Source organism: Ferrigenium straubiae (assembly GCF_051257895.1).
Taxonomy (GTDB): Bacteria; Pseudomonadota; Gammaproteobacteria; order Burkholderiales; family Gallionellaceae; genus Gallionella; species Gallionella straubiae.
Map to the genome: position 1 here is coordinate 947,239 of NZ_CP194331.1, position 14,684 is coordinate 961,922.

Sequence of the window (14,684 nt, forward strand, 5' to 3'; positions counted from 1 at the left end):
ATATGTAAGAGCCTATTTCAGCAGGTTCATACCCAACGTGGGGGCATGAAACCTGCTGAAATAGGCTCTTAAGCATAGCATGACTTGCTATGCCGTTCCGCCCACCGTCAACCCGTCGATCTTCACCGTAGGCTGCCCCACGCCGACCGGCACGCTCTGGCCTTCCTTACCGCAGGTACCAACGCCGGGATCGAGCGCCATGTCGTTGCCGATCATCGAGATGCGTGTGAGCACGTCGGGGCCGTTGCCGATCAGCGTCGCGCCTTTCACCGGCCGGGTGATCTTGCCGTCCTCGATCAGGTAGGCCTCGGCGGTGGAGAACACGAACTTGCCGCTGGTGATATCCACCTGTCCGCCGCCGAAATTCACCGCATACAGGCCGTGCTGCACCGAGGCGAGGATTTCCTGCGGGTCCTTGTCGCCGTTGAGCATGTAGGTGTTGGTCATGCGCGGCATCGGCAGGTGCGCATAGGATTCGCGGCGCGCATTGCCGGTCACCGGCACGCCCATCAGCCGCGCATTCAGCGTGTCCTGCAAATAGCCCTTGAGGATGCCGTTCTCGATCAGCGTGGTGCATTGCGCGGGGTTGCCCTCGTCGTCCATCTGCAGCGAGCCGCGCCGCCTTGCCAGCGTGCCGTCGTCCACCACGGTCACGCCCGGTGCCGCGACGCGTTCGCCGACGCGGCCGGAAAACGCCGAGCTGCCCTTGCGGTTGAAGTCGCCCTCCAGCCCGTGGCCGATCGCCTCGTGCAATAAAATTCCCGGCCAGCCGTTGCCCAGCACCACGGTCATGTTGCCCGCCGGGGCGGGCGCGGCATCGAGGTTGGTCACCGCCTGGTGCACCGCCAGCGCGGCATATTTGCGCAGCATCGCATCGTCGAAATAAGCGTAATCGAAGCGCCCGCCGCCGCCCGCCGAGCCCTGCTCGCGCTTGCCGTTTTCTTCGACAATGACCTGCAGCGACAGGCGCACCAGCGGGCGGATATCGGCATTCATCAGGCCGTCGCTGCGCGCCACCATCACCACTTCGTATTCGCCGGCCAGCCCGGCCATCACCTGCACCACGCGCGGATCGAGCGCACGCGCGTAGCCCTCGAGGCGCTCGAGCAACGCGACCTTGTCGGCATCCTTGAGGCTGGCGATGGGATCGTGCGGCAGGTAAATCTCGCGCCGCGAGCCGTGATACAGCGTCGGCACCGCCTGCTCGCCGCCCTGCCTCGCGATCGCGCGCGTGGCCTGTGCCGCGCTTTCCAGCGCGTTCAGACTGATGTCATCGGAATAGGCGAAGGCGGTCTTCTCGCCGCTCACCGCGCGCACCCCGACGCCCTGATCGATGTTGAAGCTGCCGGACTTGACGATACCTTCTTCCAGCGCCCAGCTCTCGGCGCGGCTGTACTGGAAATACAGGTCGGCGTAATCGAGGCGGTGCGCCATCATGCTGGCGAACACCTGCTCGATGTGGCGCGTCTCGATGGAATGCGCCGCGAGGAGCGATTGCTGCGCCGTGACGAACAGCGTATCGAAGGGCTGATCTTGCTGCTGGCTATTCATCATTGCCTAGAATAAAACGCGGTGCGTCAATGCCGGCAGGCTGGCGCGCAGGCTGGCCTGGTAGGGCGGGTTTACTTCGGCGATCACTACGCCGGAGCCGCGCGGCAGCCGGTCCAGCACGCTGCCCCACGGGCCGACGATCATGCTGTTGCCGTGCGTCTCGCGCCCGCTGACGTGATAGCCGCCTTGCGCGGCGGCGATCACATACGCCAGGTTTTCCACGGCACGCGCACGCACCAGCACTTCCCAGTGCATCTTGCCGGTGGTCTCGGTGAATGCGGAAGGCAGGACGATGATATCCACGTCCTGCATCGCGCGGAACAGCTCGGGAAAGCGCAGGTCGTAGCACACCGCGAGGCCGATGCGGCCGAACGGGCTGTCCACCACCACCACCTGACTGCCCGGCTCGATGGTCCTGGCTTCGTCGTAGCGCTCGTTGCCCAGCTCCAGATTGAACAGATGGATCTTGTCGTAGCGTGCCACCTGCTCGCCCTGCTCGTCGAACACCAGGCAGCTGTTCAGCACCTTGTCCGGCGCATTGGCCGCGAGCGGGATCGAGCCGCCCACCAGCCATATCCTGTGCTGACGCGCGGTTTCACTGAGGAACGACTGGATCGGCCCCCGCCCCGGCTGCTCGCGCGCTACAACCTTGTCCTGCTCGGACATGCCCATGATGGCGAAGAATTCCGGCAGCACCACCAGGCGAGCGCCCTGCTCGGCAGCGTTGGCGATGAGGCGGCGCGCCTCGTTCAGGTTGCCCGTGACGTTCGGGCCGGAAGCCATCTGGATGGCGGCTACCTTGAATGCGTTGGTTTGCGCGCGCTGTACGGGGTTTGCCTGCTGCATGAAAATTATTTCCTATTTGTTTTGATTGCTTGCCTTGACCGGCGTTTTGCCAGCCTTGACTACCTTCGGATCGCTCCAAGTACCGCTGACATTGTATTCAAACGACGCCAACTTATCGAGCGGTTCGCCCAATACTTTATTGATGAGCAGCGAACTGATACCCGCCACCGGCCCGGCGGCAAAGGCGCCGAGCAGAGATACGCTGTCGCCCAGCGTAGGCAATATCTGCACGCGCAGATCCTGGGTTTCGCTGTTCAAATCGACGCGGCCCTTCATGGTCACCTTGGCGGACGAACCATCGAGATGCAAATCCTGCGTATCGATCACGCCGTTTTCGATGGCCGCGTTGCCGTTGATGTTGTCGAACTGGAAGCCGTCGCTGAACACGTCGGTGAAATCCAGCGTGATACGCTTGGGCAACGCCTGCAGGCTGAGGATACCGAGCAATTTGCCGATGCCCGGATCCATCTTGAGGAACTGCCCCTTGCTGGTATCCAGCTTGAGCGTGCCGTCCAGCGTGGCATAGTTGAATTCGCCGGGGTTGCCGTCCCATGACAGGTTCACCGCCAGCTTCCCGCTGCCGCCCTTGACGGTGCCAGGATAACCGGAGCGCGCCAGGACTTTCCCCGCATCGCTGATCTGCAGCAGCAGGTTGACCTGGGTCTGTGCGCCGCCCGCCTGGCCGCCGCGCCAAACCCCGTCGCCGGTCAGGCTGCCGTCCGGGTTGGCGATGTTCAGGCGCCGCATCCGCCAATCGTTGCCCTCGGGATGCCCTACCAGTTCCAGCCGCCCGATCTGCTTGTCTTTCATCTGGAAATTCTCGACAGAAACCTGCAGCGCGGGCAGGCTGCCGGGTGATGCCGGCGTAACCCGAACCGCCTGAACGGAAGCAGGAGCGGTAGCAGTACCGCCATTGCCGCTCCACAGCAGGTTCTGCAAGCGCGCCGTCAATTTGCCTTCTCCGCGCGGCTGCCACTCCACCTCGCCATTCAGCGCACTGCCGGACAGCCGCGCGAACAAGCCGTCGCCGCGCTTGTCGGCATTGATGCGCAGATCGTCGATGTGCATGCCGAACCCGCTTACCCTGCCGATCGTGAGATCTGCACCGGCAATCGGCAGGCCATTCTCCGCGCCGCCCGCCGCGCCAAGCAGATCGCCCCAGCCTTGCAGGGACAGCTCCGGCAGGCTGCCGGTCAGCGATACACCACTCCTGCCGCGCGTGGAGTCGATGGCCCCGAGTTGCTCCAGCAGCCTCCTTGTGCCCGACCGCCGGCTCCTGCTGGCGGAAATGTTTTCCTCGCCGAAATTGACGATGCCGCGCCTGATGACCATCGCACCGTTTTCATCGCGCCGCGCCAACCGCGCACTGAGCAGCTTGCCCAACTGGGCAGTGATGACATCCTGCCCCTCGGTGACATTCCTCTTCTCCACGCGCAACGGCATTGCTTCCTGCGCCTCCTTGGCAAAGGGCTGCGGCAGTGTGGAGCCCAGCCCCTGCAGGCTGGAGTTGATGGTCAGCTGCGTGGATTTTTTCACCACCGTGATATCGGCATCCCATGCCGCGCCGCCGGACAGGTGGTTCAGCAGCGGATGCGGATTGATCCGGCGCAATGCATCGAGGTTGCTGCGCCCTTTTACGGCGGCATGCACCACGCCGCCCTGTTCTGTTTTCACGTCGATATTGGCGGCCCCGCCGAGTATCTCCGCCGACACGCCGCTGGCCTGCATGCCCGACTCGGTGAACGCCAGCTCGCCGCGCGTCTTGCGCAGCAGCGGTACTCCATTTCCCAGGTCGATGTCGTTATCCTGTACGCGAAAAGCGCCGGATACCTTCACCGGCTTGTCGCCTTGCAGAGGGATATGCACCGACAGATCCAGATGCCCGTTGCCGCTGGCGCTCATGCCGTCGGTGAATCCGTCTATATAGCCGCGCACCGGGCTTTGCTGGATGAATCTCAGAAAGGTATTGCTCGCCCCCGTCGCGCTGCCCTTGATCTCCAGCGGCAGGTCGTCGCTCTGCAAGTCCGTGATGGCGACCGTGAGGTTCTGCAATCGGGCGTCCAGGATGGTCGCAGATGGCGCCGTCACTTCCATCCGGTTGCCGCGTATCCAGAATTCGCCCGAGATGTTTTCGATGCGCGGCCAGCCCTTGTCGAATTCCAGCACGACATCCCGCGCATGTCCGCCGACTTCGAGCAGCGCATCCTGCTCTCCGCCTTTCAGGGGGAAGTCGCTCAAATTGCCCTTGACGCGCACGCGGAAGTCCTCGGTATGCCCGGCCAGCATCGCGCCGCTCAGCCAGTCGTTGCCCTCCTTGTCCAGCGCGACCAGCGGGGTGTAGCGCGCGGCACGCCTCACGTCGCCGCGCGTCAGGCTGACCGTCAGGTCCAGCACACCCAGCGTACCGGCCCTGGTCTGGTAGCTCCCATAAAGATTGCCCGCCAGGTCGTCGTTGGCAACGGCGACATTATCGACCTTGACCAGCAATTCCCCGCGCTTGCGCTGCCAGCCGGCCTGTCCGGTCAGCGTGGCGAAAAGCAGCGGTTCGCGCATCGCCCCCGGCGCATCCACAACCAGATGGCGCGAATCGATATGCAGACGGCCGCTTGCATCACTGCCGTCCACCTCCACCGACAGACCGGAAAAGCCCGGCAGCGAACCAACCTGGCGCAGCGCAAGATTTTCAAACTGCCCCTTGATTCCGTAGCTCGGGATTTTGTAGCTACCCGGCTTTTCGAGCACGCTCTGCCATTGTGCATTCAGGTTGGACACCGTTCCCCTTGGCGCATAGGCGTCCAGTTTGGCGCGCAGATCGGCTTCCAGCGGGAGGAAATTGGCCAGGCCGGCGAGACTTTCCAGCTGCAGCAGGCTGGCGCGTATTTCGTTGGCGGTGGATCGTCCATCGCCGGCCTTTGCGGTGCGAAAATAGAAGTCCGTCGGCTGCAGCTCGACACCATTTCTCAAGCGTAGCGCCAGATGCCGGGTGGAAACCTCCATGCCGCCCACTGTTTCTTTCCATGCGGCGCGGCCGCGCAAATCGAGCAGCCGCATTTCCGGCACATCTTCGGCCAGCTTGGTCACCACATCGTGCAGGCCCAGGTCGGCGGTGATCCCCGTTACCTTGCCGCCTTCGACATCCAGCCAGCCGCGCAGCGCACCGCGGCCACGGCTGAATTCTCCGGGCAAATCCAGCCAGGGCCGCCAGGCCGTCACATCGGTGTAATCGAGCCGTGTATAAACCTGGCCGTGCCAGGCGCCCAGGTCATCGAAACTCGCCCCGTAAAAATCGCCGCGCACATCCAGCGGCGTTGCCAGATCGGCCGGCGGCACGGCGCGCAGGGCGAAGAGGTGGTGGCTGAACAGGTTCTCGATACGCAGATTGACGCGTTGCAGCACCAGCGGCGGCGCACCGCGCTGCTCGTCCATCCAGACGATGAGCGCATCGCGCGCCACCATGTGTGACTGGCGCAGCAGCCAGTCGGATAAATCGTTATTGCCGCCCTGTTTGGAGAGCGCCACGCCGCCGATGAAAATCTGCCCCTGCACATCGCGGCGGATCCGCAGTTCCGGCCTGTCGATTTCCAGGCTGGCCAGCCGCAACTCGAAGGCGAACAGCGACATCCACGACACGCTGCCGTCGATGCGCGGCAGCACCAGCGCGGGTTGCCGCTGCTCGTTCAGGATATGCACGTCGGTAAAACTCAGGCGCGGCCGGAAGCCCATCCAGTCGCCCTCGATCCTGCCGATGGCGACCGGATTGCCGATCGCACCTGCCAGCGAAGCGACAATCCGCTCGTGATGCTGCTCGACATTCGGCAATATCCAGTAACGCAACAGGATGATCGCCAGCGCGGTCAGCACGGCCAGCACCGCCGACGCGACAATGGCAAGCCGCGTCAGCCAGTTCAGGCTGTGCCACAGCAGGCGGATGGGAAGAGAGTTCAACATAAGTTCAGTTGCCAGCTGTTAGCCGTTAGTTACTAGTTGGTGGTTACAGATGGGTTTAACTAGCCACTAGCATCTAATGACCAGCGACTGCTTTTGACTTAACTAAACGACTTAACGACTAGCGACTAACGACTAATCATTGGACAATGCACATTCTAACTTGAAGCCCTACCCATGAATACCGCAAACTTGCCGCCCTTCGATAACCTGCTGAAAAAGGCGCTGCATTGCAGCCGCTATGCCATGCATGTTCTGGAAGCAGACCATTCGCTGCAGGATTGGTTGCAGAAAAACTACACCACGCCATGCAACCGTGCAGAAATGCAAGCTTTGTTGCAGCAGTATGGCCTCAGCCCCGACAACGAAGCCGGCCTGGCACGCGCCGTGCGCAGGCTGCGCAAGCAGGTGATGGTCAAACTGATCCTGCGCGACCTCAACGGGCTGTGCGATCTCAATGAGGTAATGCAGGCCATGACCGCACTCGCGGAAGTGAGCATCCAGCAGGCGCAGGCCTGCCTGATGCAATCCTTGCAGGCGCAATACGGCACGCCGCTCGGCGAAACCGGTGCCGCGCCGCAGCCCCTGCTGGTCATCGGCATGGGCAAGCTGGGCGGTGGCGAACTGAATGTTTCATCCGACATCGACCTGATTTTCGTCTATCCGGAAGACGGCGAAACGGACGGGCCGCGCAAGCTGGGCAACCACGAATTCTTCACCCGACTCGGGCGCCGCCTGATCAGCCTGATCAACGAACCGACCGGCGACGGCTACGTGTTCCGCGTGGACATGCGGCTGCGCCCCTACGGCGACAGCGGCCCGCTGGTGATGAGCTTCGCCGCGCTCGAGGAATACCTCGTCAGCCAGGGGCGCGAATGGGAACGCTACGCCTGGATCAAGGCGCGCGTGATCTCCCCCGCCGATTGCGCGCAGACCGCCGAGCTCATGCAGCTCGCGCAGCCCTTCGTGTTCCGCAAATACCTCGACTTCGGCGCGATCGATTCGATGCGCAAGCTGCACGCGCAGATCCGCCAGGAAGTGCAGCGCCGCGAGCGGCTCAACAACATCAAGCTCGGCCCGGGCGGCATACGCGAGATCGAGTTCACTGCGCAAGTGTTCCAGCTGATCCGCGGCGGGCGCGATGCCGAGTTGCGCATCCGCCCCACACAGGCGGCGCTGCAATTGCTCGCAAAGAACGGCCAGTTGCCCGATGCCGTCGTCGCCGAGCTGGATGCGGCCTATGTGTTCCTGCGCAACCTCGAGCATCGCCTGCAATACCTGGACGACCAGCAGACCCAGGAGCTGCCCGAGAAACCCGAAGACCAGGCCATCATCGCCGAGGCGATGGGCTACGCGGATTACGCCGCGCTGCTCGCCGACCTCGACCGCCATCGCGCGTTGGTCAACCAGCAATTCGAACTGATTTTCGGCGAGTCGCAGGAAGAACAGGACGAGGGGCAATTCTGGCATGAAGGGGTCAGTACCGAAGAGTTGCAGGCTCACCTCGAAGGCCTCGGTTACCGCGCCGCGAGCGACAGCGCGCAGCGCCTCCTGCAGCTGCAAGCCGGCAACCGCTATCGGCAATTGCCCGACCTCAGCCGGCAGCGGCTGGACAAGCTGATCCCGCAATTCATCGCCCTGTGCGCGCAGCAAGCCAACCCGGACGAAACGCTGTCCAGGCTGCTCGCCCTGCTGGAAGGCATCAGCCGCCGCGCCTCCTACCTCGCCTTCCTCGCCGAGTATCCGCAGGCCATGCAGCGCCTGGCCAAAATGGTTTCCGCCAGCAGCTGGGCGGGCGAATACATGACCCAGCACCCGGCGCTGCTCGACGAACTGCTGGATGCGCGCGAGATGTACCAGCCGCCGCAGTGGGAGCAGATCGACTGCGACTTGCAGCGCCGCCTCGACGACTGCGTCGGCGATGCCGAGCGGCAGCTCGACATGCTGCGCCTCGTCCAGCAGGAACAGACCTTCCAGTTGCTGGCGATGGACCTGCAGGGCCTGCTGCCGCTGGAAAAGCTCAGCGACCACCTCTCCGACCTCGCCGATCTGATGCTGCGCCATGTGCTGAGGCTGAGCTGGGCGACCGCGCGCAAGCAGCATCGCGACGAGCCGAAATTCGCCGTCATCGCATACGGCAAGCTGGGCGGCAAGGAGCTGAGCTACGCCTCCGACCTCGATCTGATCTTTCTCTACGACGACCACCACCCGGATGCGCAGGAAAACTACGCGCGGCTCGGGCAGCGCATCAACACCATGCTGAGCAGCTACACCTCATCCGGCCGCCTCTACGAAACCGACCTGCGCCTGCGCCCGAACGGCGCGAGCGGCCTGCTGGTCAGCACGGTCGAGGCATTCACCGAATACCAGCAACAGCAGGCCTGGATATGGGAGCACCAGGCCCTGACGCGCGCACGTTTCTGCGCCGGAGACACGGAAATCGGCGCCGCCTTCGAGGACATCCGCAAGCGGGTGCTCTGCCAGCCGCGCGACCTCGCCGTCTTGCGCGGGGAAATCCTGGCGATGCGCCGGAAGATGCTCGACGGCCACCCCAACGACACCGGGCTGTTCGACATCAAGCATGACCGTGGCGGCATGGTGGACATCGAGTTCATGGTGCAATACCTCGTGCTCGCCTACGCCCGCCAGTACCCGCAACTGACCGGCAACATCGGCAACCTTGCGCTGCTCAAGCTCGCTGGCGAACTCGGGCTGATCCCTGTCGAGCTTGCCGAACAGAACCGCACGCTGTATCGCGCATTGCGCCAGACGCAGCACCGCATCCGGCTTAACAGCCAGTTGCCGTGCCGCGTATCGCATGAGGAAATCGACACCCGGGCGAGCGAGAAACTGTGGGGGGAATTGTTCGGGGTGGATTAGCGCTTGGCGAGGGTCAGAAGCGCCACTCGTTGGCCATTTTTGGCAGTACCCCGGCAATCTGCTATTCTCGCCGCATGAAAGTAAGCGAAATTCTGGCGAAACTAAATGCGGATGGCTGGTATCTCGCGGCAACACGCGGCAGTCACCGGCAGTTCAAACATCCCGCCAAGAGTGGACGTGTCACCGTACCCGGGAAACCAAGTGATGATCTTGCGCCCGGCACGTTGAATAGCATCCTCAAACAGGCTCAATTAAAGGACTAATCTCATGCGCTACGCAATCGTTGTAGAGAAGGTAGGAAACAATTATTCGGCTTATGTACCGGACTTGCCTGGGTGTGTCGCCACCGGGGCAACCGTCGAAGAGACCGAACGCGAAATTCGCGAGGCAATTACCTTCCATATCGGAGGCCTCATCGAAGATGGTTTGCCAGTCCCCGCTCCGGCAAGCATCGTCGAGTACCTTGAAATCGCTGCCTGACCCCGAGCTCGAAGGGGCGAAATTGTTCGGGGGTGGATTAGCGTTCGGCGAGGTGATAATCATGCGAGACCCATACGACAGTTGTTATTAGGCTATGCGGCAGAAGCGCCGCACAATTCATAGTCAGCCTTCTTCAAGGAAGCTCACATGCGCTTAATGGTTCCATGTATGCAATGCCTACATGAGCTCGGGAAGCCAAGCAACGAGTTTACACGTGTAGAGTTCCGAGATGATGGTCGGTATGAATTTGAGTGTTCGGTTGGCCACAGGACGATGACTATCCTTCAGCAACAGAAATTCGAAGTGTTATTCGAGATTGGTGCCTATGCAATTCTTGACAGCTACTACCGGGAGGCTGTTTCATCCTTTTCCACTAGCCTTGAACGGTTCTACGAGTTTGCGGTACGAGTCTTTCTTGAGAGCGCCTCGAAGTCCGACACACTATTTCAGAACTGCTGGAAGAAAGTCGCGAGCCAATCTGAGAGACAGCTAGGAGCATTCATCTTCTTGTGGTCACACCACTTCAATGAACCACCTGAACTCCTATCCAATTCTCAAATTTCTTTCCGCAATGATGTGGTTCACAAGGGCAAGATCCCAACCCGAGATGAAGCCACCAAGTATGGCGACTCCGTACTTAATATTCTTCGTCCTAAACTTTCAGCTCTGCAACGCAGATTCCCCGAAGAGGTCCAAAGGGTCACTTTGTATCACCTCCGTGACTGCCGCTCAGAATCGGATCACGGGCGAACAGTATCAACAATGGGTATCTCGACAATCGTAAACCTCGCTTCTGGCGACATCACCCATCAGAAGAAAGTGCTCAATGAGTATTTAGTCCATCTCACAAAGTGGAAGCAAGTGGCTAGTGGTGCCTAGTACTAGCTGTTGCTTCGAGGGAAACAGAGAAGCTGACGTTGAAGCTGTAGAAAAACACCTCACTGCGCATCACCCCAGCCTATCCAGAATCGCCGGTTTCCAGCCGAACAGGTGCATGGGCGCATGCCCGCGGACAGAATGCTCGCCCAGATCAACCAGCTCGGTAGATCCCTTCACCGCACCGGCCACTGCCGACGAGCAGACGACCGGGTAGCCCAGCGTCTTGGTCATGCCCTCCAGCCGCGAGGCGGCGTTTACCGTGTCGCCGATGGCGGTGTATTCGTGGCGCGCCTCGGAGCCGATATAGCCGAGGATGACATCGCCGGCGTGGATGCCGATGCCGATGGCGATCGGCTCGACGCCCTGACCTGTCAGCGACTGGTTGTAGCGATGCAGGCGCAGAAGCATCTCCTGGGCGGCTTCCAGCGCCTTTCTTTCGGGGTGTTCGATGGACTGCGGCGCGCCGAAGAAAGCCATCAGCCCGTCGCCGATGAACTTGTCCACCACGCCGCCATGCTTGTGTATCGCCTCGGTCATTTGCGCGAAGTAGCCGTTCAGCAGCTCGATGATGGCCTCCGGCGTCGTCTGCTCGGAGCGCGCGGTAAATCCCCGGATGTCGGCAAACAGCACGCACACGCGCCGGCGTTTCCCCGCGCCGAGCTGGACGTTGCCCGCCAGTATTTCATTCATGACCACCGGGCTGACATGGCCGCCGAACGCCTGCTTCAGGAAGCGCTTCTCCCGGTACTGCCGCATCGAGTCGAACGCGGCACGGCCCGTGAATGCGATCCAGGCCATGCCGATGGCATCCACCGGCGGAAGAAACTGCCCCTGCCACAGGCGCAGGGTGCTGATCGCCAGCACGGCGAGGCTGAACGCGAAGAGCGCGGCCACCTTCGGCCACGCGCTTCTGCCCCACCAGAAGGCCGCCGGCAGCAGCGCCAATAACAGCAGCATGCTGGGATGGACGGTTGCGACGGGGCCGCGGTTCAGCATGGAGCGCAGCGCCTGGGCGTGGATCAGGACGCCGGGCAGGCGCCGGTTCTCCGGCTCCCATCCGGCAAGCGGAACCGGCAGTTGCATGCGGTCGCTGAACGGCAGGATCACCCCGAGCAGGACGGGCCTGCCCTGGAAGACGCGCGCCAGTTGCTCGGTGTCGCCCTGCTCATACCAATTCAGCACCTGGGTAAACGGAATGTACTGGATCGCCGCCCCCAGGGAATAGTCGATCATGCCGCTCCATGCATGCCTGGCTCCGAGTTTTGCGGACATCGCTTCGGATAGCGTCATGCCGCGCGAGCGGTTGGCGCACTCCGCACCGTCCAGCCGCCGCGGCACGCCGTCCCGGTCGAGGCAGACCAGCGGGAACGCCATGGCATCCACCCCGGCCACCGCGACGAACGGCGGAAAGATGGGGCGGACATTTCCCTGGTCGTCGAGCGACTGGCTGAGAACCACCGGGACCGTTCCGCGCATGGCGATCAATCCCTGCATCAGCGCCTGATCGTAGCCGGGAGCGAGGAACTGATAGGAACGGTCGGGCAGCACGATGTCCATGCCGACCACCGAAGGCCGCGCGCCGGCCATGGCCTGGAAGAATTTGCCCAGATGCGGGTGCCACAGCGCAAACGGTTCGCGAAACTGTTTGAATGTCGCCTCGTCGATGCCGACCACCACGACGTCGTTGGCGAGTGGCTGCGGATGCTCGCGCAATAGGGTGAACTGGCGATCCAGCACGAAAAGCTCCAGCGGGCTCCACGCCCGGTTCAGGTGCAGCGCCAGACCCAGCGCCAGCACGATCAGGAAGCCGATGGGATGGGAGTAACGGCGCAATTTATCCGGCAGGCTCATGGCGCCTTTTTCTCTAGCGCCGAACGGATCGCGCGCTCCCGGCCGCGGTACGATTCCGCCTCTACGCGCCGCCCCAGCATGTCTTGCGTATCTGCCAGCAGATGCAGGTCTGCGGCGATCTTCTTCGGCAGGCCGAGCTGCTTGTCCAGCAACAGCGCGTTCTCGAGCAGGGGCATGGCTTCTGCCGCGGCGCCCAGGTGCAGCCGCATTTCGCCGAGCAATCTTTTTGCGTTTGCCAGTTCGACAGGCTGTTGCGTTTTATCGGCGATGTCCGCGGCGCGGCTCGCCAGATCGGCGCTTGCCTGGGTCTGTCCGAGCGCGAAAGCGGCGCGTGCCTGAAGATTGGTGATTGCCGCTTCCAGCGCGCAAGCGGCAGCCTTGCAAAGGGCCTGCGCCTGTTGCGCCGACTCGGCTGCCTTGCCGGGCTGCTTCGACAGCAGCGCCACTTGGGCGGAGCGCGCCGCAGCATCGGCCCTCGCATCGGCCGCAAACAAATGATCCCTGTTGTCCAGGATGAGTTGCAGCTTCGCCCCTGCCCGGTCGTATTCGCCGCGCTCGAGATGCAGCTGTGCGAGGCTCAGCAGGTTCGCCGCGATGCCGCTTCCATTCTCGATACCGGTGTTGAGCTGCAGGGCCTTTTCATAATACCGGCCGGATTGCTCCATGTTCCCGTTGAGATAAGCCCTCTCGCCCTGGGATGCCCACTCCAGCGCCTGCTTGTGCCGGGCGCTCCGGGTATCCGGCGCCGATGCACATCCGGATAGAACGATGAGCAGCGCCAGCCGGCAAAAATCAGGGATTGTTCGGGACATGGCTATCCAGAGGCAAGGAACGTTCTTCCTGGGGCGGCAGCAGATTGCGCACCGGCCAGCTGCCCTTGACGGCATTCACCACGTCATGGGTATCCTGCAGCGTTTCGCGCCCCTCGCTGACTGCCGGGGGCAAGTCCTCCGCCAGCTTGCCGGTGATTGCGTGCACGTCGGCGGTTGCTCCCTCGACATGACGCAGGCTGGTATCCATGCGTCCGATCAGGCGCGGCAGTTCGGTGTTCAGCGTGGCCAGCGCGTTCGACGCATTGGTGATGGCCGACTGGATCTGCTGCTTGTTGCGCCGCGTCGTGTCGCTCACGTCTTCCCCGGCATCCGCGAGCGCGGTGCTGGCGCGCTTCAATTCCCGGACGGTTTTCTTCAGGTCGCCGTCGGGGTTGTCGACGTAAGCCGTGATATTTTTCACGTCCGCCAGGATGGGCTGCAACTGGTTGGCCAGCCTGCCGATCTCCTCGCCGATATCGCGCGCGCGCTCGAAGCCGATCACCGCGTTGTTTTCCACGACAGGTGCATTTTCCGAACCGGACAATATCTCGATCACGCTCTCGCCGATCAGGTCTTCCTTGGCCCAGCGCGCCCTCGCGTCCTTATGGATCAGGTGCACATATTCGTCGCTCACCCGCAGCACCATGCTCACCCGCCCGTCCGCATCCATCACCAGCTTGCCCAGCGTGCCGACCTTGAACCCGTTGAGCTTGACCGCCATGCCCGGCACCATGCCCTTCGCGCTGTCCGCGAAGAAATGCAATTGAGTGGTGCGCTGGAACAGGCCCTTCTGCACCGACATGAAGATTATTGCGGCCATCGCGATCAACACCGCCCCGGCGACGAACCATCTCACCCTGCGCTCGCGCGCCCGGGATTCGGCATTTCCGGGTTCCGCAAACTGCTCCAGGCCGGTTTTCATGCGGCGCGCTCCGTATCGTTCAATGCCTCTTCCTGAGCGCGATACAACAAAACCCGGAACGGAAAGCGCAGGCGGAACACTTCCGGCCACCGCGCAGCCTTCTCCTTCTCTGCTGCCGTAAGGCCGTCGAATACATCATCCAGCACCAGCACCCCCGGCTCCAGCAACAACGCCCGCACGAATCCCGCCAGCCGTCTCTCGTACAGGGACAAGGCGTCCGGGTAACTGCCCATCAAGCGCGGCAGGTTCGCCTCGTCTTCGCCGCACAGCACGAATAGCAGTGCGGCATCCTCCGCGGCATGCTCGACATCCCGCGCGCGGTATTCCAGCGGCAGGATCAGGTTTTTCCACACGCTCAAGTGGCTCATCAGTCCGCCGTCGCGATCGACCCGCACCGTCGCCGGAAAGGCGGACAGAGCGAGCATATCGGCTTCAGTGCTGCTCCCGATGCGATAGTGGCCACCCGCCTGAAAAACCGGCGGGGCTCTTTTCTGACTTTCTACTCGCAACGTTTCCAT

At 62.4% G+C, this 14,684-nt stretch carries 11 protein-coding genes; 4 read left to right on the forward strand and 7 right to left on the reverse strand.

Annotated elements, in window-relative coordinates; genetic code table 11:
* Window positions 1–87: 87 nt before the first annotated feature.
* Genes tldD through ACRRNM_RS04475 form a run of 3 tightly spaced genes read right to left on the reverse strand, consistent with a single transcriptional unit; the run spans window position 88 to window position 6,345 of the window.
* The gene (gene tldD / locus ACRRNM_RS04465) at window positions 88–1,554 is read right to left on the reverse strand and encodes a metalloprotease TldD (protein ID WP_435627036.1); all 1,467 of its coding nucleotides are present in this window, start codon (window positions 1,552–1,554) and stop codon (window positions 88–90) included.
* Window positions 1,555–1,557: 3 nt separating this feature from the next.
* Window positions 1,558–2,397 (reverse strand): carbon-nitrogen hydrolase family protein, encoded by an 840-nt coding sequence (locus ACRRNM_RS04470; protein WP_435627037.1) that lies wholly within the window; start codon window positions 2,395–2,397, stop codon window positions 1,558–1,560.
* A 12-nt stretch (window positions 2,398–2,409) separates the two neighbouring features.
* The gene (locus tag ACRRNM_RS04475; RefSeq protein WP_435627038.1) at window positions 2,410–6,345 is read right to left on the reverse strand and encodes a YhdP family protein; all 3,936 of its coding nucleotides are present in this window, start codon (window positions 6,343–6,345) and stop codon (window positions 2,410–2,412) included.
* A gap of 174 nt (window positions 6,346–6,519) precedes the next feature.
* Between ACRRNM_RS04475 and glnE the strand changes: the two genes are divergently transcribed.
* From glnE to ACRRNM_RS04495, 4 genes are all read left to right on the forward strand, one after another.
* On the forward strand, window positions 6,520–9,222 hold the full coding sequence (glnE, locus tag ACRRNM_RS04480; RefSeq protein ID WP_435627039.1) for a bifunctional [glutamate--ammonia ligase]-adenylyl-L-tyrosine phosphorylase/[glutamate--ammonia-ligase] adenylyltransferase: 2,703 nt from the start codon (window positions 6,520–6,522) through the stop codon (window positions 9,220–9,222).
* Between the two features lie 74 nt (window positions 9,223–9,296).
* A complete protein-coding gene (locus ACRRNM_RS04485; RefSeq protein WP_435628637.1) occupies window positions 9,297–9,485 on the forward strand; it encodes a type II toxin-antitoxin system HicA family toxin in 189 nt (62 codons plus the stop codon).
* 4 nt (window positions 9,486–9,489) lie between these two features.
* Window positions 9,490–9,702, forward strand: coding sequence for a type II toxin-antitoxin system HicB family antitoxin (locus tag ACRRNM_RS04490; protein WP_435627040.1), 213 nt, complete (start codon window positions 9,490–9,492; stop codon window positions 9,700–9,702).
* Between the two features lie 273 nt (window positions 9,703–9,975).
* Window positions 9,976–10,581 (forward strand): hypothetical protein, encoded by a 606-nt coding sequence (locus ACRRNM_RS04495; RefSeq protein WP_435627041.1) that lies wholly within the window; start codon window positions 9,976–9,978, stop codon window positions 10,579–10,581.
* Window positions 10,582–10,650: 69 nt separating this feature from the next.
* On the opposite strand, the gene ACRRNM_RS04500 is transcribed toward ACRRNM_RS04495, so the two are convergent.
* From ACRRNM_RS04500 to ACRRNM_RS04515, 4 genes are read right to left on the reverse strand one after another with little or no spacing between them, the layout of a single operon-like run.
* Window positions 10,651–12,432 (reverse strand): adenylate/guanylate cyclase domain-containing protein, encoded by a 1,782-nt coding sequence (locus ACRRNM_RS04500; RefSeq protein ID WP_435627042.1) that lies wholly within the window; start codon window positions 12,430–12,432, stop codon window positions 10,651–10,653.
* Window positions 12,429–13,244, reverse strand: a complete 816-nt coding sequence (locus tag ACRRNM_RS04505; RefSeq protein WP_435627043.1) for a hypothetical protein — start codon at window positions 13,242–13,244, stop codon at window positions 12,429–12,431. Before ACRRNM_RS04505 ends, ACRRNM_RS04500 begins: the two co-directional genes overlap by 4 nt.
* Window positions 13,225–14,166 (reverse strand): MlaD family protein, encoded by a 942-nt coding sequence (locus ACRRNM_RS04510; protein ID WP_435627044.1) that lies wholly within the window; start codon window positions 14,164–14,166, stop codon window positions 13,225–13,227. The genes ACRRNM_RS04505 and ACRRNM_RS04510 overlap by 20 nt, the downstream gene beginning before the upstream one ends.
* Window positions 14,163–14,591: a hypothetical protein gene (locus ACRRNM_RS04515; protein WP_435627045.1), complete on the reverse strand. Its 429-nt coding sequence runs from the start codon at window positions 14,589–14,591 to the stop codon at window positions 14,163–14,165. Before ACRRNM_RS04515 ends, ACRRNM_RS04510 begins: the two co-directional genes overlap by 4 nt.
* Window positions 14,592–14,684: the final 93 nt, after the last annotated feature.